Below are 18,293 nucleotides of genomic sequence, written 5' to 3' on the forward strand. Positions count from 1 at the left end.
GCGCCGCATGAGCGCCACGCGTGTTTGCCGCATTCGGCACCCGTGCATCGGCGCCCGGATGCGTCAAAGCCCCGTGGCGCGGGCATCACGACCGCGTGGCGCCGCCTAGATGCACTTGGCCGCCTCGGCGATCTGCGCGTCGCTCGGGCGCCCGTAGGCCTGGATGCCCGACCCGTCGACGTCGTACCCCGACGCGATGGCCCACGCGGTCGCCCACATCTCGTCGTCGCCGTTGAACACCGGACCCGAGTAGAGCGGCTCGCACTCGGGCCGCACGACCTGGGCATGGCCGACCTCGTGCACGACGACGGCCTTCGCGTTGATGTCGTCGGTGAAGTGCCAGCCGATGCTGTGGCTGAGCTCGATCGTCGCCCACCCGCCGTCGCCGTAGCGGTACAGCGCGGTGCCGGCGTACCAGTTGTCGTCGCTCGACTTGCCGGCCACGACGTTCGCCCAGACGAAGTCGAGGTTCACGCCGTGCGCGATCGACCGCGCGAAGTCCTCGATCGGCCCGCGCGCGGCGTAGTCGGCCTCGGCTCGACGCGCCTGCTCGGCACCGGCCGACGCCTGCATCGCGCCGACGGCCTCCGCGAGCTGCCGGTAGGCGCCGGAGCTGTCGCGGGCCTCGAGCCAGTCGTCGCCCGACTGGTCGATGCCGTGCTGCACGGCGATGCGCGTCTCGTAGGTCGCGACCTGGTTCGCCGCGAGGAGCGCGGCGGCGTTCTCGGCGGCCGAGGCGTAGAAGGCGACGCGGGCGGCGTCGGCCGTCGCCGCCGCCGCGGCGGTCTCGGCCGCCGCCGCGGTCAGATCATCGAGTTCGTCGTCCAGTACCTCGGCTCGCTCGCGCGTCTCGAGGATCTCGACGACGCTGACCCAGGCCGGGCGCACGGCGCTCTGGTCGTACGCGATGGGCTCGGGCGTCGTCGCCACCTCGGTCGCGGCCAGCTCGGTCGCCGTTGCGGATGCCGCCTCGAGCACGCCCGCCAGATCGGCGGTGCCGAGACCGTCGACCGCGATCGCCGTGATCGCGGCGCCGTTCTGGCCGGCGGAATCGGCGCGCGTGATCGCGGCCTTCAGGTCTCCGACGGCGTCGTCGACCCGCTGCTCGATCACGAGCGACTTGGCGATGTGGTCGTTGCGGACCGTGTGCGCGACGTACCCCGCACCGAGGTACGTGCCGGTCGCACCGAGCACGGCGATGCCCACGGCGAGCACGGGCACCCACCACGCGGTGCGGCGATGGGTCGCGGAGCGCGCCGTCGAGTCAGGCGCCGTCGAGTCAGGCGCGCTCGAGTCAGGCGCAGGCGCGTCGCCGGGCAGGTCCGACGTGGTGCCGAGCACGTCAGGCGCGTCGCCGGGCACGTCGCCGGGTACGTCGGGCGCGGCGGGGGTATCGGGCATCGGGGTGGCCTCCGGGTCGGGCCGCAGTGGGCCGTTCGACGAACCTATCCGCCGTCCGCCCAGGGCCGCCACCCGAGCGCGTCACGCGTGCAGCGCAGGCGGTCGGATGCCGCAGACGGCCGCCTGCGGCATCCGCTCAGGACTCGGCCGGCTCGCTGCCGTCGCCCGCCGACCGCTGCACGCCGCGCTGCTCGCGGATGCGCCGCACCACGAGCACCGCGAGGGCGATCGCGATGGCCCCGTAGACGAGGTAGTCGAGGTACTGCAGCCAGTGGTCGATCGCCTGATGCTGCGTGCCGAGGGCCGCACCGACGCCGATGAGCAGGGTGTTCCAGGCGGCCGAGCCGAGCGCGGTGAAGACCACGAACGTGGCGAGCGGCATGCGGTCGGCGCCGGCGGGCAGCGAGATCAGGCTGCGCACGCCCGGGATCATGCGACCGAACAGCACCGACCAGCGGCCGTAGCGGTGGAACCACCCGGCACCGCTCTCGAGATCGGTGCGGCTCACGAGCTTCGTCCAGGCGACCCAGTCGATGGCGCGCCGGAGGCCGATCACGGAGCCGAGCGCGTACAGCAGCAGGGCGCCGAGCACCGAGGCGAGCGTGGACCACGCGATGAGCCAGCCGAGGTTCAGGTCGCCCGACTGGCTGAGGTAGCCCGCGAACGGCAGGATCACCTCGCTCGGGATCGGCGGGATCAGCACCTCGAGGAACACCAGCACGCCGACGCCCGCGTCGCCCATGGCGTTCAGCACGTCGGCGGCGAATCCGGTGAGGCCCGTGAAGCCGTGGTCGGCCGTTTCGAGCGTGGCGCCAGTAAGGGGAACGGTGTGCAGGGGAGTCATGCGGCTCCGATGGTCGGCGGTCGGTGAGGGGTGCCCGTCGGCGGGTCCACGCTACCGGGCGTCGGTGAACACCGCCTGAGCGCGCGCGGGCGGTGCGTCGTCCCGACTGGTGACGGATGCCCGACGACGGATGCCGCGGCATGCCCCGGCGCCTTCCCCTGATCCGATGCGCCCCGGAATACCCTGTCGGCATGGCCGTCAGTCGGAGTCGCGCTGCGGTGTACGCGCGTCGGCGAAAGCGTCGCATGGCGCAGAACACGCACGACCTCAGCGCCGAGCAGTGGGAGGCGATGACGGCCGAGTGGCGCGGTTGCGCCTACTGCGGTGCGATCGACCGCGCCCTGCAGAAGGACTGCGTCCAGCCGGTCTCACGCGGAGGCCGGTACACGCTCGGCAACGTCGTGCCGGCGTGCGGCGCCTGCAACGCGAGCAAGTCCAACGACGAGGTCACGTCGTGGCTCCGCCGCAAGAAGCTCGACGAGCGCGCGTTCCTGATCCGGCACCACGAGATCGGCGCGCTCCTGACGGCGCGGTTCGCGGTTCCGGATGCCGCGGGCTGAGGGATCCCGTTGATGCCCGACGCCGCCCGACCGACCTCCGTCAGCCTTCGGGCCACGCCAGGCGCAGCATCTCCTCTGCCTGCCAGATCAGTGACTCGCGCGAGTCCTGAAGGATCACCGACCCTTCGCCGTGCACCTCGATCGTCCAGTCGACGATCTCCTCGGCGGAGTGGAGGTCGAGGAACCGGATGAGGTCGGCGATGTCCCGCCGGTCCTTCAATCGTCCGGCTGCCATCTTCATCGCGAGCAGCCATCTCGGCGACGCGAGCCTGACGGTCAGTCCGCCGAGGACCATGGTCTTCGCTTCGGTATCCTCGGTCTTCGCCCACGATGGGATGTACGACTGGATCGATGAGTTCAACCAGTGCGCCGGGAGACCGCGCTCGGCAGCGATCTCCTCACCGACCTCGATCGCCAGACGGAGGTTCGAGAAGAGCGCGTCGACGTCCTCGGTGCTCTTGCGGGAGTCGAGGATCACGGCGATCGCGGCCCCGCCGACGACGTACGCGTCGATCGTTTCGTGACGTGACGCGAGCCGATCCCCGAGCTCGGCGAGCAGCTCGAGGATCTCGGTCGCGGTGAACAGCTGGGCCTGATCGTCAGGCAACCGCGAGGTCCTTCTCCCGGATCAGGATGCCCTTGTCAAGGAGCTCCGGCTCCGCAGCCGCACGGATCATGTCGAGGTAGCGTTCAGCCGGGTGCCCTGGCGTGGCCGGCAGCCATTCCTCGGTGAGGGCGGGCTTTCGAGTCCATGCGGGCGGGCGGATGCCGCGGCGCTTCGCATCTCGGGCGATCGCGGTCGCGAGCAGGGTGTCCCACCGGTCGTCGCCGATCGGCCGCGGCGTGCGGAGGAAGTCCTGGATCTCCGCTCGGGTTCGGGCACGTCGGAAGTGGTCGAGCGACTGGATCGCGATGCGGAGCGCCGTGTCCTCGTCGTTCGCCGCCAGCTCCCGCTCCATGCTCGCGGCCGCCGTGCGAGCGGTGAGGAGGTGCTTCGCCGCCATCGGGGCATCCTGCGCCTCGGTCGACAGGTCGGCACCCATCGCCTTCAGCGCCCGCTTCAGCGTCGACATCTGGATCGTCTCGTCACGCTCGGAGCGCTCCATCTGCGAGATCGCGCCCGCGGTCACGCCGAGCTTGTCGGCAAGGTCGTAGATCGTCATGCCGAGCCGCTTTCGCGTGTCACGGATATGCGTGGACATGACGACCTCCTTCCGAATCTTGTATAGCTGTAACTATACCTCACTGCGCGTCGTTCCCGCCTGTCTTCGCTGCGCCGTCGCAGCGACCAGAATGGGTGTCGTGCCGTACACCTTCACCGTCGTGACCGAGGCGCCGTCCGATGCCGCCGCGCTCTTCGACCTCTCGCTCGATATCGATGCGCATGTGGAGTCGATGTCCGGATCCGCCGAGCGAGCGATCGCGGGGGTCACGACCGGGCGAATCGGCCTGGGTGAGACGGTGACCTGGCGGGCCCGGCACTTCGGCATCTGGTTCACCATGACCTCGAAGATCACGGCCCTCGAGCCACCGACCCGGTTCGTCGATGAGCAGGTGAAGGGGCCGTTCAGGTCGTTCGTCCACGAGCACGTCTTCGAGCGGACGGCCGACGGGTCACGGATGACGGATACGATCACCGTGGCCTCGCCGGTCTTCGGCCGGCTGGCCGAACGGGTCGTCCTCGTCCCCTACCTTCGGCGGCTGATCGCCGAGCGGAACCGGGTGCTCGTCCGATCCCTGTCCTGATCGCCCTTGGGGGTGGTCATCGGTCGCCCGGGGCCGCGACGGACTCGTCGCAGGCTGGCCGACGCGCCGACTGAACGGAGAGACACGGATGCCACAGAAGCCGATCGCGGTCGTCGCCGGCGCGAGCGGGTTCGTCGGTTCCGCGCTCGTCCGGGCCCTGACCGACGACGGATACCACGTTCGGCGGATCGGCCGCAGCGCACAGCTCGACTGGTCGAACCCCGCCGGCATCGCGGATGCGATCGATGGTTCCGCCGTGCTGCTCAACCTGGCCGGGAAGTCCGTCAACTGCCGCTACACCGACGCCAACCGCGACGAGATCCTCCGGTCGCGCGTCGACACGACCCGGGTGCTTCGCCACGCGGTCGAGTCCGCGGCGAACCCGCCGGCGGTGTGGTTCAACGCCTCCACGGCGACGATCTACCGGCACGCCATGGACAGGCCGAACGCCGAGGTCGACGGTGAGCTCGGCGAGGGCTTCTCGGTCGACGTCGCACGCACCTGGGAGCAGGAGTTCTTCAGCGACGACCTGCCGGGCACCCGGCGGATCGCCCTCCGGATGGCCATCGTCCTCGGCGACGGACCGGCCACGAACACGCTCATTACGCTCGCCCGGCTCGGCCTCGGCGGCCCGCAGATCGACAACTGGTGGTTCCCGCACCGTCGCTATCGTGGAATCGGGCCGAACCCGACCGGGCGGGAGCGGACCTCATGGCATCGCACCCGTGGACACCAGAAGTTCAGCTGGATCCACCTCGACGACGTCATCGACGCGATCCGCTTCCTCATCGAACGTGACGACATCGCGGGCCCCGTGAACCTCGCGAGCCCGCATCCCAGCGACAATCGCTCACTGATGCGGATGCTGCGCCAGAGCGTCGGCAGACGTGCGGGCCTGCCCGCCTGGCGGTGGATGCTGGAGCCCGCCATGTTCGCGCTTCGCACCGAGCCCGAACTCGTGCTCAAGAGCCGGTGGGTCCTCCCCGAGACCCTCACCGCGGCCGGCTTCACCTTCGCGCATCCCGATCTGCACGACGCGATCGAGGACGTGGCGCGTCCCTGAGCACGACGACTCAGCGCGCCCCGCGGATGCGCCGTGAGAGCTCGGCGGCGGCGTCGAGCACTCCGGTCGTCGCGGCATCCGCCGTCTCGTCGGAGCGCTCGGTGGCGTAGGTGACCGCGATCGCCGCGGCCGGCCAGCCGAGGTGGTCGACGACGGGCGCACCGACCGACGCGAGCCCGGGCGTGACCTCGCCATCCTCGGCGGCCCAGCCGCGCAGGCGCACCTCGGCGAGCACGCGCTTGAGGCGACCGTACGACCAGTCCGCGGCATCCGCTTCGGGCGACGGATGCCGCGTGGCGAACGCCGCGCGGTCGGGGTAGAGCGCTCGCAACTGGGCGGGCGGCAGCTCGGCGAGCATGGCCCGGCCGGTCGCCGTGAGGTGCGCGGGCAGGCGAACCCCGACGTCGGTGACGAGCGACGGACGCCGGGGCGCGCGCTCCTCGACGAGGTAGAGCACGTCGCGGCCGTGCAGCACGGCGAGGTGCCCGCTCTCGCCGAGCCGGTCGACGAGCGCCGCGACGAGCGGGCGCCCGAGTCGCGCGAGCGGCTGCTGGCGGCTGAACCCGCTCGAGAGCTCGAAGGCGGCGATGCCGAGGCCGTATCGGCGTTCCTCGGGCAGGTGCAGCACGAAGCCCCGCTCGGCCATGACGGCGAGCAGGTGGTACACCGTGGATCGCGGCAGCCCGAGCGCCTGCGCGATCGTCGCTGCGGGCACGGGCCCGCGCTGGGCCGCGAGGTGGCTGAGGATCGCGAGCGTCTGGTCGGCGGCGGGCACCTTCGACGGCGTCTCCATGCGACCTCCGGCCTCGAACGGACTCTGTCTGGAATCCCGGACGTCAGCGTACTCCAAGGTGTTCCCGCGCGCGCGGGCGCAGGCTGGAATGGAGGAATGAGCACCACTGCGCCCGCCCACACCGCCACGTCGTCCGCGGCATCCGGACATGCCACTGCCGGCCACGCCACCGAGGTCGTCGTCGGCGTCGGGCCGCTCGGCATCGCCGACGTGGTCGCGGTCGGCAGGCACGGGGCATCCGTGGTGCTCGACCCCGCCGCGCTCGACGGCGTCGCCGCGAGCCGAGCGATCATCGAGGCCCTCGCCGCCGACCCCGAGCCGCACTACGGCATCTCGACGGGCTTCGGGGCTCTCGCCACGACGTTCATCGCCGAGGACCGCCGGGCCCAGCTGCAGGCGAGCCTCGTGCGCTCGCACGCCGCCGGATCGGGCGCCGAGGTCGAGACCGAGGTCGTTCGGGCGCTCATGCTGCTGCGCCTCTCGACGCTCATGACCGGCCGCACGGGCGTGCGCCGCGAGACTGCCGAGACCTACGCGGCGATCCTCAATGCGGGCATCACCCCTGTCGTGCGCGAGTACGGCTCGCTCGGGTGCTCGGGCGACCTCGCGCCGCTGTCGCACTGCGCGCTGGTGGCCATGGGCGAAGGAGAAGTGCGCGTGGGCGATGGCGAGCTGCAGGTTGCAGGGACCGCCCTCGCCGCCGCCGGCATCGCGCCGCTCCGCCTCGGCGAGAAGGAGGGCCTCGCCCTCATCAACGGCACCGACGGCATGCTCGGCATGCTGGCCCTCGCGATCGACGACCTGCGGATGCTGCTCGCCACCGCCGACGTCGCCGCGGCCATGAGCGTCGAGGGGCTGCTCGGCACCGATGCCGTGTTCGCCGCCGACCTCCAGGCGCTCCGCCCGCAGCGCGGCCAGGCGATCTCGGCCGCGAACCTGCGCGCCCTGCTCGCCGGCTCCCCCATCGTCGCGAGCCACAAGGGCCCCGAGTGCACGCGCGTGCAGGACGCCTACTCACTGCGCTGCGCCCCCCAGGTGCACGGCGCCGCCCGCGACACGCTCGCGCACGCGGCATCCGTCGCCGATGCCGAGCTCGCGAGCGCGATCGACAACCCCGTGCTCACGCCCGACGGCCGAGTCGAGTCGAACGGCAACTTCCACGGCGCCCCCGTCGCGTACGTGCTCGACTTCCTCGCGATCGCGGTGGCGGATGTCGCGTCGATGAGCGAGCGGCGCACCGACCGGTTCCTCGACCGGGCGCGCAACCAGGGCCTGCCGCCGTTCCTCGCGCACGAGGTGGGCGTCGACTCGGGGCTCATGATCGCGCAGTACACGGCCGCCGGCATCGTGTCGGAGCTGAAGCGGCTCGCCGTGCCGGCATCCGTCGACTCGATCCCGTCGTCGGCCATGCAGGAGGACCACGTCTCGATGGGCTGGGCCGCCGCCCGCAAGCTGCGCCGCGCGATCGACGGCCTCGGCCGCGTGCTCGCGATCGAGGTCATGACCGCCGCCCGCGGGCTCGCCCTGCGCGCCCCGCTCGAGCCGGGCGTCGCGACCGGAGCCGTCGTCTCGCTCGTCGCCGGCGTCGGCGCCGTGCCCGGGCCAGACCGGTTCCTCTCCCCCGAGATCGAGGCGATCAGCGCGATGGTGGCCGGTGGCGAGGTGCGCGACCGGGCTGCCGCAGCCCTCGACGCGCCGCTCGCCTGACCGCGAGCGCAGCACTCGGGCAGCCCGTGCGCACGATCCGTGCGTCCACGCTGCCCGTTCGCGCAGAACGGTCTCCGGGGACCCCCTTAACAGGTCACAGGCGGCGTTTCAACTGTTGTGCGGGTCCGACCGCGGTGTCAGACTGAACACGGTCAGCGCACTGCCGACTGCCCGAACGGAACCAATGACGCCGCATCGATCTCATCCCGAATCGCCCCGCATGCCGGGCGCGCGAGGCCGTCGCGCAGCGGCGACGGTGTCCGCGATCGCGCTGATGACCCTGATCGGCGTCTTCGGAACGAGCCCGTCGTACGCCGAGGAGCCGCCGGCTACGGTCGCGGCGAGCGAGCCTCCCGCCGCCGCCGAGAGCACGCCGACTCCGACGCCCGATCCGACCCCGGATCCCACGCCCGAGCCGACCCCGGATCCCACGCCGACGCCGACGCCCGAGCCGACCGAGACGCCGACCCCGACGCCCGATCCCACTCCGACGCCGACGCCGACGCCGACCCCGGATCCCACGCCGACCCCGACGCCCGATCCCACCCCGACTCCGACTCCGACGCCGGGCACGCCCGCGGCCCCTCAGCCCACCCCGACCGCGCAGGCCGCCGGGGGCTTCTTCAGCGGCGAGGGCCCGGTCCTGCAGCTGGCGCAGGGCGTCGATCTCGACGTCACCTCGATGCTCGCCGCACGCACCACGATCGACCGCGCCACGAGCACGCTCCGCAAGGCGGAGTCCTCGCTCGCCGATGCGAAGTCGACCCGCGAGGTCGCGCGCTCACTGGCCCGCCGTGCGGACACCACCGCGACGGCCCTCCGCGCCGAGGCCGACGCGGCCGGGCGCGCGTACTTCGCCGCCGCGCAGGGCGACGGCAGCACCGTCTCCTCGCTCGACGCCGTGTTCGGCTCCGGCAAGGACCTCCTCGCGGGCCTCGCCGGCATGGACCGGGTCTCGAAGATCGCGGGCGACGCCAAGTCGCTCGAGAAGATCGCCGCCGCACGAGACGAAGAGGCCGACGAGGCCGAGGCGAATGCCGAAGAAGCCTGGGCTGCGGCCGACGAGACCGGCGTCGACGAGCGCGAAGGCGAGGTGGCCGACGCCGAACTCGTGCTCGCCGACGCGAAGGACTCGCTCGACGGGCTGCAGGCGATGGCCGCGGCGCAGAGCGTCGCCCTCATCAACACGCTCCCGGCCGACTCCGGCCAGCTGAGCGAGCAGGGCTGGTCGCAGCCGGTCGCCGGTCGCATGACCGACGGCTACGGTCCCCGCCCGAACAAGCCCGTCGCCGGCGTCAACGAGTTCCATCGGGGCACGGATGTCGCGGCATCCTGCAACTCCCCGGTCTACGCCGCGACGGGCGGCGTCGTCGTCGAGGCCAGGGCCAACGGCAGCTACGGCAACTGGATCCTGGTCGATCACGGGGCCGGCGTCGCGACCGGCTACGCGCACCTCGTCAACGGGGGCATCCTCGTGAACGCCGGAGACACCGTGACCGCCGGCCAGCTCATCGGCATGGTCGGCAGCACGGGCGCATCCACCGGGTGCCACCTGCACTTCGAGGTGCGCCTCGACGGCGTGGCGGTCGACGCTCGACCGTTCATGGCGGCGCGCGGCATCCTCGTCGGCTGAGCCCGGCATCTCCCCCGCGTCTGGGATCCCGGACGCGCGCGACGCGGCATCCGTTGTCGCCCCCGACCGCGTGCGCGAGCATCGAAGACATGACCGACGCACCCACCGCCGAGCGCGCCACGACGACCGGCCCGCGCACCGTCCGAGCCGCCCGCGGCACCACCCTCTCGGCGAAGAGCTGGCAGACCGAGGCGCCGCTGCGCATGCTCATGAATAATCTCGATCCCGAGGTGGCCGAACGCCCCGACGACCTGGTCGTGTACGGCGGCACCGGCAAGGCCGCGCGCAACTGGGAGTCGTTCGACGCGATCGTGCGCACGCTCGAGGGCCTCGAGGCCGACGAGACGCTGCTGGTGCAGTCCGGCAAGCCGGTCGGCGTGTTCCGCACGCACGAGTGGGCGCCTCGCGTGCTCATCGCCAACTCGAACCTCGTGGGCGACTGGGCCACCTGGCCCGAGTTCCGCAAGCTCGAGCAGCAGGGCCTCACCATGTACGGACAGATGACCGCAGGCTCGTGGATCTACATCGGCACGCAGGGCATCCTGCAGGGCACCTACGAGACGTTCGGGGCGATCGCCCGCAAGCGGTTCGACGGATCCCTCGCCGGCACGCTGACCCTCACCGGCGGCTGCGGCGGCATGGGCGGAGCGCAGCCGCTCGCCGTCACGATGAACGGCGGAGCGGTGCTCGTCGTCGACGTCGACGAGTCGCGCCTGCAGCGTCGCGTGGAGCACGGATACCTCGACGAGTACACGGCAGACCTCGATGAGGCGATCGCCCGCGTGCTCGCGGCGAAGGCGTCCCGCACGCCGCTCAGCATCGGCGTCGTCGGCAACGCCGCGACGGTCTTCGGCGACCTGCTCCTCCGCCACCGCTCGGGCGACCTCGTGGTCGACATCGTGACCGACCAGACCAGCGCCCACGACCCGCTCGCCTACCTCCCGGTCGGCGTCGAGTTCGGCGACTGGAGCGCCGAGGCCGAGCGCGACCCCGAGGCCTTCACCGATCGCGCGCGCGGCAGCATGGCGAAGCAGGTCGCGGCCATGGCCGGGTTCCAGGATGCCGGAGCCGAGGTCTTCGACTACGGCAACTCGATCCGCCGCGAGGCCGAGCTCGGCGGGCTCGCGCACGATCGCGCGTTCGCGTTCCCGGGATTCGTTCCCGCGTACATCCGCCCGCTCTTCGCCGAGGGCAAGGGCCCGTTCCGCTGGGCGGCCCTCTCGGGCGATCCGGCCGACATCGCCGCGACCGACCGGGCGATCCTCGAGCTCTTCCCCGACGACGAGCACCTGCGTCGCTGGATCACCCAGGCCGGCGAGAAGGTGCACTTCGAGGGGCTGCCCGCGCGCATCTGCTGGCTCGGCTACCAGGAGCGACACCTCGCGGGGCTCAAGTTCAACGAGATGGTCGCGTCGGGCGAGCTGTCGGCGCCCGTCGTGATCGGGCGCGACCACCTCGACTCGGGCAGCGTCGCGAGCCCGTACCGCGAGACCGAGGCCATGGCCGACGGCTCCGATGCGATCGCCGACTGGCCGCTGCTGAACGCCCTGCTGAACACCGCCTCGGGCGCCACCTGGGTCTCGATCCACCACGGCGGTGGCGTCGGCATCGGCCGCTCGATCCACGCCGGACAGGTGATCGTGGCCGACGGCACCGAGCTCGCGGCCGAGAAGATCGCGCGCGTGCTCGTGAACGACCCCGGCACCGGCGTCATGCGCCATGTCGACGCGGGCTACGAGCGCGCTCGTGAGGTCGCGGCCGAGCGCGGCCTGCGCGTGCCCATGCAGGAGGGCTGAGCGGATGTCGCGGGCCACCCTCGTCACGCACATCGGCGAACTCGTCACGAACGACCCCGCACCCGGTCGCGAGGGCGGCCCGCTCGGCATCATCCGCGACGCCGCGGTGCTCATCGACGGCGGAGTCGTGACGTGGGTCGGCAGGGCGGCCGAGGCGTCGAACGCGCATCCATCCGTCGAATTCCGCCCTTCAGGCCTCGTCCGTGGGGCGAACATCGACGGATCACTGGATGCCCGTGAGCGAGCGGACGTTGCGGGAACGACGCTCGACGTCGAGGTCGTCGAGGTTGTCGACGTGGGCGGCCGCGCCCTGATCCCGGGTTTCGTCGACAGCCACACGCACCTCGTGTTCGGCGGCGACCGGGCCGACGAGTTCGCGGCTCGCATGGCCGGTCGGGCGTACGAGGCGGGCGGCATCCGCTCGACCGTCGCCGCGACCCGGGCCGCGACCGACGATGAACTGCGCACGCGGCTCGCGACGTTCGTCGCCGAGCTGCACGCGCAGGGCACGACGACGTTCGAGATCAAGTCGGGCTACGGCCTGAGCGTGGTCGACGAGGAGCGCCTCGTTCGCCTCGCCCGGGAGGTCACCGACGAGGTGACGTTCCTCGGCGCGCACGTCGTGCCGTTCGAGTTCCGCGAGGATCCGCGGTTCACCGCACCCGACGGAGCCGGCACCCCCGAAGCCGCCGCCCGAGCGGCCGACGCGTACGTCGACCTCGTGGTCGGCGAGATGCTCGACGCCTGCGCTCCGCATGCGCGCTGGGTCGACGCGTTCTGCGAGCGCGGCGCCTTCACGCCCGAGCAGTCCCGGCGCGTGCTCGAGGCGGGCGCGGCGGCCGGGCTTGGCATCCGCGTGCACGGCAACCAGTTGGGCCACGGCGGCGGGGTCCGTCTCGCAGTCGAGCTCGGCGCGGCATCCGTCGACCACTGCACCTACCTCGACGAGGCGGATGTCGCGGCGCTCGCGGCATCCGGCACCGTGGCGACGCTACTGCCGGGCGTCGAGTTCTCGACGCGCCAGCCGTACCCCGACGCGCGCCGCCTCATCGACGCGGGCGTCTCCGTCGCGCTCGCGAGCGACTGCAACCCCGGATCGAGCTTCACGAGCTCGCTGCCGTTCTGCATCGCCGTCGCCGTGCGCGACATGGGCCTGACGCCCGCCGAGGCACTCTGGGCGTCGACCGCGGGTGGCGCGCTGGCCCTACGTCGAACGGATGTCGGTGCTCTTCGCCCGGGTGCCCGCGCCGACCTCGTCGAGCTCGACGCGCCGAGCCACGTGCACCTCGCCTATCGGCCGGGCGTGCCGCTCGTGCGGCGGGTCTGGGCGGCGGGCGAGCTCGTCGCCGGCGCCTGACGCCGGCGCCTGACGCAGGCGCCGAAGCGCGCGCGTCAGCCCCGACGAACCTCGATCGCGCTCACGCCGCTGAACCCGAGCCAGGCGCGGTCGCCCGATTCGACGAGGGTCGCGAGCACGTGATCGCACGAGTTGCAGCGCACGACCGTGCCTGCGGGGCTCGTGAAGACGATGGCCCGCGCGAACTCGTCGACCGCGCCGCAGCCGTTGCACCTGGCGATCGCCGTGGTCACGTCGAACGAGAAGAATTCGGCGAGCGCTCCGGCGAGCGCGTTGCCGTCGAGATGCTGCATCAGGTGCCTCCGAAGCGTTCGGTGCGAATGGCCCGGGCGTCGTGCCCGAGTTCGATGAGCCACGAGGCGACGCGTTCGACGAATCCGGTCGAGCCACACACGTAGACGAGCGGGGTCTCGGATGCCGGGAGCACCGCCTCGGCGAGGGCCTCCCTCGTGATGCGGGCGGGCGCCGTCGGCCAGCCCGCGGGCGCCTCGCGCGTGTAGACGAGGTCGAGCCTGAACGGGGCGGATGCCGCGACCAGGCGTTCGAACTCGGGCGCGAAGAACACGTCGGCCGGCGTGCGCACGGAGTACAGCAGGCGGAAGGGCGTGGCGTCGTCGGCGTCGGCATGTGCCTGCGCCATGGCGACGAACGGCACGACGCCGGAGCCGCCGGCGATGAGCTGCACGGGTCGCGTCGCCTCGGCGACGGGCCGCGCCGCGACATCCGCCCCACCGGTCGGCCCGCCCGCGACATCCGCCCCACCAGTGACCTCCGCCCCACCGCTGACCGCCGCCGCGGCGGGCTGCCACACGAAGAACGCGCCGAGCGGCCCGTGCACCTCGAAGCGGTCGCCGGCGCGCGCGACGTCGACGAGGAACGGCGACACCTCGCCGTCGGGCACCCGGTCGACCGCGAGCACGACGCGCGTCGTGTCACCGGTCGCCGGGCCGGCCGACGCGATCGAGTACGAGCGGGTCGCCGTGTACCCGTCGGGGGCGGTGAGCCGCACATCGAGGTGCTGCCCCGCGGCGTTGCCCGGCCAGCCCTCGACGTCGAGCTCGAGTCGCGCGGCGGTCGTGGTCTCTGGCGTGTTCGCGACGACCGTCGCCGGGTGCCATCCCGACCGCGGAACGCTGGGGCGCCCGATCACCAGTACCGCTCCTCCTGCCACGGGTCGCCGTGGATGTGGTAGCCGTTCTGCTCCCAGAATCCGGGGTCGTCGCGCGGCATCATGACGAGCGAGCGCACCCACTTCGCGCTCTTCCAGAAGTACAGGTGCGGCACGATGAGTCGGGCCGGGCCGCCGTGCTCGGGGTCGAGCGGTTCGCCGTCGAACTCGGTGACCACCCAGGCCTGCCCGTTGAGCAGTTCGTCGAGCGGCACATTGGTCGTGTACCCGCCGTAGCTGTGCGCCATGACGAAGTCGAACTGCGACTCGACGTTCTCGAAGAGCGTGTCGAGCGAGACGCCGCGCCAGCTCGTGCCGAGCTTCGACCAGTGCGTCACGCAGTGGATGTCGGTACTCACGTCTTCGTGCGGCAGGGCGTTGAACTCGTCCCACGACCACCGATGGGTCGCACCCTCGGTGACGATGCGCAGCTCCCACTCGGCGGTGTCGACCTCGGGGGTCGGCCCGGCCGAGAGCACCGGGAAGTCGTGCACGAGCGTCTGCCCTGGCGGCAGCCGATCGTCGCGCTCGCGCGACCTGCCGCCGAATCCTCGTGTGATGAACGACATCCGCACTTCCTCCCGCTCGACTGCGACTGGTGCTGCTCGGTTCCCCCGCCCGACGATACCCACGTGACGCGCGCCTGTCACCGGTCATCGCACGACCCGGGGTCGGCGATACCGTAGACGCATGGCGAGCACGCGGGCCGCGTTCCACGAGACGGCCACCCTGATCCCGGTCGCGCAGCACCTCGAGCGGGTGCTGGCCGAGGTCCGAGCCGACGCCGGCGTGCGGGTCGACCGGGTCGAGTCCGTGCGACTCGCGGATGCCGCGGGGCGGGTGCTCGCGACCTCCGTCGCGGCCGTGGTCCCCTCGCCGCCCTTCGACAACTCGGCCATGGACGGCTTCGCCGTGCGGTGGGCGGATGCCGCGTCCGCGACGCCCGAGGCTCCGGTCGCGCTGCGCGTGGTCGCCGACCACGCGGCCGGTTCGGCGGATGCGCACCACGCGCGGCCGCTCGGCCCCGGCGAGGCCGCGCGCATCATGACCGGAGCGCCGGTGCCCGCCGGCGCCGACACCGTGGTGCCGGTCGAGCGCACCGACGGCGGCCAGCCGACGAGCGCGACTCCCGTCGTGCAGGTGTTCAGCATGCCCGATCGCGGACGGCACATCCGGCGTGCGGGTGAAGACCTGCGAGTCGGCGACCTGCTCCTCGAGGCGGGAAGGCTCCTCGGCCCGCGCCAGGTGGCGGCCGCGGCCACCGCCGGCCACGGCACGCTCGAGGTCGTGCGCAGGCCCCGCGTCTCGGTCGTCGCGACGGGCAGCGAGCTCACCGAACCCGGCGAGGCGCTGCATCCCGGCCGCATCCCCGACTCGAACTCGCTGCTGCTCGCCTCGCTCGTGCGCGAGACCGGATGCGAGGTGGTCGAGGTCGTGCGCATGCCCGACGACGAGTCGCTGCTGCTCGCCTGGCTCGACGAACGCGAGCCTGCCGACGCCGTCGTGTTCACCGGGGGTGTGAGCGTCGGCGCCTACGACGTCGTGCGACGTGTGCTCGCGGACCTCGGCACGGTCGACTTCGTGCGGGTGGCCATGCAGCCCGGATCCCCGCAGGCCTTCGGCCGCCTCGCCGACGGCACGCCCGTGTTCGGCCTGCCCGGCAACCCCGTCGCGGTCGCCGTCTCGTTCGAGGTGTTCGTGCGCCCCGCGCTGCTCGCACTGCAGGGTCGGAGCGACGTTCAGCGGCGCCGGCTGCGCGCGACCGTCGAGACCGGCTGGGACTCGCCGGCCGGGCGACTGCAGGTGATGCCCGTCGCGTTCGTCGAGCCGGGCGAGGGCGCCGGCGTGGACGGCGACGCCGTGCGGCCCGCGACGCGCGGCGGCACGGGCTCGCACCTCTCCGGGGGCCTCGCCGCGGCATCCGGATTCGCGATCGTGCCCGAGCATGTCTCGCGCGTCGAGGCGGGCGACGTCGTCGAGGTCCTGGTGACCCCGTGATCGACCACGGGGCCGGGCGCGACGATCGGGCGATGACGGATGCCGCGACGCGCCCCCTCGACGCCGTGCTCCTCGCCGGCGGGCGGGCGACCAGGCTCGACGGCGCGAGCAAGCCAGAGCAGACCGTCGGCGAGCGCACGCTCCTCGACCTCGCGATCGACGCGGCTCGTCGCGCGGGCGCCCGGAGCATCGTCGTGGTCGGCCCCTCGTCGCTGCACGCCCCCGGATGCCTCGTCGTGCGCGAGGATCCCCCCTTCGGCGGTCCCGTCGCCGCGATCGCCGCCGGACTCGCGGTGCTCGCCGCCCCCCGCCGGTCGAGGAGCGAAGCGTCTCGAGACCAGCGGACCCCGCACGACCCCGACGCCGACGCCGACGTGCTCGTGCTCGCCTGCGACCTCCCGCAGGCCACCGCCGCGGTCGAGCGCCTGCTCGACGGACGCGGCCAGCACGACACCGCCGACGGTGTCTGCCTCGTCGACGCCGACGGCCGCACCCAGTGGCTCACGGCGATCTACGCCCGGGCCGCCCTCGACCGGGCCTTCGCCGTGCTCGACCGCGGCCCCGACGGAGCCGCCATGCGCCATCTGTTCGACGGGCTCGACCGCACCGAGATCGCCGACGACGGCACCGCCGAAGACGTCGACACGTGGGCGGACCTCGACCGCGCTCGTGAGCGCGCCGACATCCGCTCGTCCGAATCCCTTCGAACCGACCCGAGGAGCACCCCATGACGCCCGACGCGCCCGACCCGAACCCGAACCGCAACCCCAACCCGCCCGCCCCCGCAGACCTCGACGCGTGGGTGGCCGAGATCGCCGCCGAACTCGGACTCGACCCGGCGGATGTGCCCGTCGGCGACATCCTCGACCTCACGCGCAGGGTCGCCCACGGCGTGGCCCGCCCCGCGGGCCCCGTGACGGCGTTCATGGTCGGCCTCGCAGTCGGTCGCGGCACGGCGACCGGCACCGCGAGCGAGGTCGCCGATCGCATCGGAACGCGCGCCAACGGCTGAGCCCGACCCCCGACCCCCGCGACCGAGCGCAGGGGCCGAGCCCTCGCGTTCGGTCGGGCTCAGACCTTCGCGCCCGGTCGCGCGTCCCTCAGCATGCCGGCCACGACCAGCGCGGCCGCACCGACGATCACGAGCAGCCAGAGGCCGAGCGCGTAGGAGTTCGTCTCGGCGTTGCAGGTCGCGCCCATGACGAGCGGCGGGAAGTCGCCGCCGAGGCCGCCCGCCGCCGCCACGACGCCGGTGACCGCGCCGACCTTGTCCTTCGGGGTCGATGGGCCGATCCAGGCGAACACGGCGCCCATGCCGAGGCCCATCGCGGCCGCCATGAGGATGAACGTGACGCCCGTGAGGATGCCCTCGGGCGGTTGCTGCCCCACGATGTACGCGAGCGAGACGATGCCCGCGAGCGAGATCAGCGAGATGACCTTCGGCCCCACGCGGTCCGAGAAACGCGCCGCCGATCGGCCTGGTGACCACCGCGGCGACCGCGAATAGCGCCGTGCGGGTGCCTGCACCCACGGGGTCGACGTCGTCGAGACCAGCCCCGCACCCAGCACCCCGTCGCCTCCTCCACAGGGCGAGCTTTCGCCCGCCACCCTCAGCCGCGTTCGGCACGCGAGTCGCGTGCATGGCCGGCGCGGCAGTATGCACTCGAGAACACCCGGCACTCCGGCACTCCGGCACTCCGGCACCGTGTTCCAGAGCGAAACCCCCGCCTGCTCGAGAGGAGCCGACCCGGCGATGAACGACCACTCCCTGAAAGCGGACGCGGAGACGGGCCGATTGGTAACCGACCTCGCCTACCTGCTGGGCACGACCAAGAAGCGGGTCCTCTCCGAGGCGGTCGCCGCGTACGCGGCATCCCGAATGCCGGCCTCTCACGAACGACGGCCGTTCCTGGATCTGCCCGTGCGTCAGCGGCTCGCGCTGCGGCGCGACGAACTGCTTCGGGCGTACGAAGGTCAGGGGGCGTCCGACGTTCGCCTCATCGGACCGTTCGCGGCAGGCGACGACGTCGACCTCGTCGAGATCCTCGCCGAGACCGACATCATGATGGGCGGCGACGCGGTCGACGTGCTCGCCGCGATCGCGCGGGAGATCCTGGCGACACGCGTCGAGGTCACCTCGGCGACTGCGGTCGCCTTCTCCGACCCCGAGCTGCTGAAGCGGCTGCGCGGCGAGTCGACCCCGCTCTGACGCCCCGCGCGGTTCGCC

20 protein-coding genes are annotated in these 18,293 nt (G+C 72.6%); 11 read left to right on the forward strand and 9 right to left on the reverse strand.

Features of this window, described 5'->3' with window-relative positions; genetic code table 11:
• Positions 1-105: 105 nt before the first annotated feature.
• Together ATC03_RS17400 and ATC03_RS17405 are read right to left on the reverse strand one after the other, a co-directional pair.
• Positions 106-1,401, reverse strand: coding sequence for a hypothetical protein (locus ATC03_RS17400; RefSeq protein ID WP_067879881.1), 1,296 nt, complete (start codon positions 1,399-1,401; stop codon positions 106-108).
• A 136-nt stretch (positions 1,402-1,537) separates the two neighbouring features.
• On the reverse strand, positions 1,538-2,245 hold the full coding sequence (locus tag ATC03_RS17405; RefSeq protein WP_067879884.1) for a DedA family protein: 708 nt from the start codon (positions 2,243-2,245) through the stop codon (positions 1,538-1,540).
• A 191-nt stretch (positions 2,246-2,436) separates the two neighbouring features.
• On the opposite strand from ATC03_RS17405, the gene ATC03_RS17410 reads away from it, so the two are divergent.
• Complete coding sequence (locus ATC03_RS17410; protein WP_074401094.1) at positions 2,437-2,805, forward strand: HNH endonuclease; 369 nt, start codon at positions 2,437-2,439, stop codon at positions 2,803-2,805.
• A 40-nt stretch (positions 2,806-2,845) separates the two neighbouring features.
• Here ATC03_RS17410 and ATC03_RS17415 read toward each other — a convergent pair whose 3' ends face one another.
• Both ATC03_RS17415 and ATC03_RS17420 read right to left on the reverse strand, forming a co-directional pair.
• The gene (locus ATC03_RS17415; RefSeq protein WP_067879890.1) at positions 2,846-3,412 is read right to left on the reverse strand and encodes a DUF6036 family nucleotidyltransferase; all 567 of its coding nucleotides are present in this window, start codon (positions 3,410-3,412) and stop codon (positions 2,846-2,848) included.
• The gene (locus ATC03_RS17420; RefSeq protein ID WP_067879893.1) at positions 3,405-4,007 is read right to left on the reverse strand and encodes a helix-turn-helix domain-containing protein; all 603 of its coding nucleotides are present in this window, start codon (positions 4,005-4,007) and stop codon (positions 3,405-3,407) included. Before ATC03_RS17420 ends, ATC03_RS17415 begins: the two co-directional genes overlap by 8 nt.
• 100 nt (positions 4,008-4,107) lie before the next feature.
• On the opposite strand from ATC03_RS17420, the gene ATC03_RS17425 reads away from it, so the two are divergent.
• Complete coding sequence (locus tag ATC03_RS17425; RefSeq protein ID WP_152031087.1) at positions 4,108-4,551, forward strand: SRPBCC family protein; 444 nt, start codon at positions 4,108-4,110, stop codon at positions 4,549-4,551.
• A gap of 88 nt (positions 4,552-4,639) precedes the next feature.
• Positions 4,640-5,614, forward strand: coding sequence for an epimerase (locus ATC03_RS17430; protein WP_067879899.1), 975 nt, complete (start codon positions 4,640-4,642; stop codon positions 5,612-5,614).
• Between the two features lie 10 nt (positions 5,615-5,624).
• Here the strand turns inward: ATC03_RS17430 and ATC03_RS17435 are convergent, their stop codons facing one another.
• Positions 5,625-6,407 (reverse strand): IclR family transcriptional regulator, encoded by a 783-nt coding sequence (locus ATC03_RS17435; protein ID WP_067879902.1) that lies wholly within the window; start codon positions 6,405-6,407, stop codon positions 5,625-5,627.
• A gap of 96 nt (positions 6,408-6,503) precedes the next feature.
• Here ATC03_RS17435 and hutH point away from each other — a divergent pair, with 96 nt between their 5' ends.
• From hutH to ATC03_RS17455, 4 genes are all read left to right on the forward strand, one after another.
• Positions 6,504-8,114: a histidine ammonia-lyase gene (gene hutH / locus ATC03_RS17440; RefSeq protein WP_074401095.1), complete on the forward strand. Its 1,611-nt coding sequence runs from the start codon at positions 6,504-6,506 to the stop codon at positions 8,112-8,114.
• A gap of 220 nt (positions 8,115-8,334) precedes the next feature.
• Positions 8,335-9,747, forward strand: coding sequence for a M23 family metallopeptidase (locus ATC03_RS17445; RefSeq protein ID WP_152031004.1), 1,413 nt, complete (start codon positions 8,335-8,337; stop codon positions 9,745-9,747).
• Between the two features lie 89 nt (positions 9,748-9,836).
• Positions 9,837-11,543 carry a urocanate hydratase gene (hutU, locus tag ATC03_RS17450; protein ID WP_067879904.1) on the forward strand — a complete coding sequence of 569 codons (1,707 nt, stop codon included), beginning with the start codon at positions 9,837-9,839 and terminating at the stop codon, positions 11,541-11,543.
• Positions 11,544-11,547: 4 nt separating this feature from the next.
• Entirely contained in the window at positions 11,548-12,900 is a 1,353-nt protein-coding gene (locus tag ATC03_RS17455) for an amidohydrolase family protein (protein WP_067879907.1), read from the forward strand.
• A 35-nt stretch (positions 12,901-12,935) separates the two neighbouring features.
• Here ATC03_RS17455 and ATC03_RS17460 read toward each other — a convergent pair whose 3' ends face one another.
• From ATC03_RS17460 to ATC03_RS17470, 3 genes are read right to left on the reverse strand one after another with little or no spacing between them, the layout of a single operon-like run.
• Positions 12,936-13,193: a DUF6510 family protein gene (locus tag ATC03_RS17460; RefSeq protein ID WP_067879910.1), complete on the reverse strand. Its 258-nt coding sequence runs from the start codon at positions 13,191-13,193 to the stop codon at positions 12,936-12,938.
• On the reverse strand, positions 13,193-14,050 hold the full coding sequence (locus ATC03_RS17465; RefSeq protein WP_227820152.1) for an FAD-binding oxidoreductase: 858 nt from the start codon (positions 14,048-14,050) through the stop codon (positions 13,193-13,195). Before ATC03_RS17465 ends, ATC03_RS17460 begins: the two co-directional genes overlap by 1 nt.
• The gene (locus ATC03_RS17470) at positions 14,047-14,637 is read right to left on the reverse strand and encodes a sulfite oxidase-like oxidoreductase (RefSeq protein WP_067879913.1); all 591 of its coding nucleotides are present in this window, start codon (positions 14,635-14,637) and stop codon (positions 14,047-14,049) included. Before ATC03_RS17470 ends, ATC03_RS17465 begins: the two co-directional genes overlap by 4 nt.
• Positions 14,638-14,758: 121 nt before the next feature.
• Here ATC03_RS17470 and ATC03_RS17475 point away from each other — a divergent pair, with 121 nt between their 5' ends.
• Genes ATC03_RS17475 through ATC03_RS17485 form a run of 3 tightly spaced genes read left to right on the forward strand, consistent with a single transcriptional unit; the run spans position 14,759 to position 17,078 of the window.
• Positions 14,759-16,066, forward strand: a complete 1,308-nt coding sequence (locus ATC03_RS17475) for a molybdopterin molybdotransferase MoeA (protein WP_074401097.1) — start codon at positions 14,759-14,761, stop codon at positions 16,064-16,066.
• Entirely contained in the window at positions 16,063-16,797 is a 735-nt protein-coding gene (gene mobA / locus ATC03_RS17480; RefSeq protein ID WP_227820153.1) for a molybdenum cofactor guanylyltransferase, read from the forward strand. The genes ATC03_RS17475 and mobA overlap by 4 nt, the downstream gene beginning before the upstream one ends.
• Positions 16,794-17,078 carry a DUF6457 domain-containing protein gene (locus ATC03_RS17485; protein WP_067879916.1) on the forward strand — a complete coding sequence of 95 codons (285 nt, stop codon included), beginning with the start codon at positions 16,794-16,796 and terminating at the stop codon, positions 17,076-17,078. The genes mobA and ATC03_RS17485 overlap by 4 nt, the downstream gene beginning before the upstream one ends.
• Before the next feature lie 59 nt (positions 17,079-17,137).
• On the opposite strand, the gene ATC03_RS17490 is transcribed toward ATC03_RS17485, so the two are convergent.
• On the reverse strand, positions 17,138-17,515 hold the full coding sequence (locus ATC03_RS17490; RefSeq protein WP_067879919.1) for a hypothetical protein: 378 nt from the start codon (positions 17,513-17,515) through the stop codon (positions 17,138-17,140).
• Between the two features lie 304 nt (positions 17,516-17,819).
• Here ATC03_RS17490 and ATC03_RS17495 point away from each other — a divergent pair, with 304 nt between their 5' ends.
• Complete coding sequence (locus tag ATC03_RS17495) at positions 17,820-18,275, forward strand: hypothetical protein (RefSeq protein WP_067879922.1); 456 nt, start codon at positions 17,820-17,822, stop codon at positions 18,273-18,275.
• Positions 18,276-18,293 lie beyond the last annotated feature (18 nt).

It is taken from the genome of Agromyces aureus (genome assembly GCF_001660485.1).
Taxonomy (GTDB): Bacteria; Actinomycetota; Actinomycetes; order Actinomycetales; family Microbacteriaceae; genus Agromyces; species Agromyces aureus.

Excerpts from the sequence above, each read along its gene's own strand:
- ATC03_RS17400 (WP_067879881.1), bottom strand. The coding sequence starts at position 1,401 with ATGCCCGATACCCCCGCCGCGCCCGACGTACCCGGCGACGTGCCCGGC.
- ATC03_RS17430 (WP_067879899.1), top strand. The coding sequence starts at position 4,640 with ATGCCACAGAAGCCGATCGCGGTCGTCGCCGGCGCGAGCGGGTTCGTC.
- ATC03_RS17445 (WP_152031004.1), top strand. The coding sequence starts at position 8,335 with ATGCCGGGCGCGCGAGGCCGTCGCGCAGCGGCGACGGTGTCCGCGATC.
- ATC03_RS17460 (WP_067879910.1), bottom strand. The coding sequence starts at position 13,193 with ATGCAGCATCTCGACGGCAACGCGCTCGCCGGAGCGCTCGCCGAATTC.
- ATC03_RS17405 (WP_067879884.1), bottom strand. The coding sequence starts at position 2,245 with ATGACTCCCCTGCACACCGTTCCCCTTACTGGCGCCACGCTCGAAACG.
- ATC03_RS17455 (WP_067879907.1), top strand. The coding sequence starts at position 11,548 with ATGTCGCGGGCCACCCTCGTCACGCACATCGGCGAACTCGTCACGAAC.
- ATC03_RS17495 (WP_067879922.1), top strand. The coding sequence starts at position 17,820 with ATGAACGACCACTCCCTGAAAGCGGACGCGGAGACGGGCCGATTGGTA.
- hutU (WP_067879904.1), top strand. The coding sequence starts at position 9,837 with ATGACCGACGCACCCACCGCCGAGCGCGCCACGACGACCGGCCCGCGC.
- ATC03_RS17470 (WP_067879913.1), bottom strand. The coding sequence starts at position 14,637 with ATGTCGTTCATCACACGAGGATTCGGCGGCAGGTCGCGCGAGCGCGAC.
- ATC03_RS17420 (WP_067879893.1), bottom strand. The coding sequence starts at position 4,007 with ATGTCCACGCATATCCGTGACACGCGAAAGCGGCTCGGCATGACGATC.
- ATC03_RS17485 (WP_067879916.1), top strand. The coding sequence starts at position 16,794 with ATGACGCCCGACGCGCCCGACCCGAACCCGAACCGCAACCCCAACCCG.
- hutH (WP_074401095.1), top strand. The coding sequence starts at position 6,504 with ATGAGCACCACTGCGCCCGCCCACACCGCCACGTCGTCCGCGGCATCC.
- ATC03_RS17475 (WP_074401097.1), top strand. The coding sequence starts at position 14,759 with ATGGCGAGCACGCGGGCCGCGTTCCACGAGACGGCCACCCTGATCCCG.
- ATC03_RS17435 (WP_067879902.1), bottom strand. The coding sequence starts at position 6,407 with ATGGAGACGCCGTCGAAGGTGCCCGCCGCCGACCAGACGCTCGCGATC.
- ATC03_RS17410 (WP_074401094.1), top strand. The coding sequence starts at position 2,437 with ATGGCCGTCAGTCGGAGTCGCGCTGCGGTGTACGCGCGTCGGCGAAAG.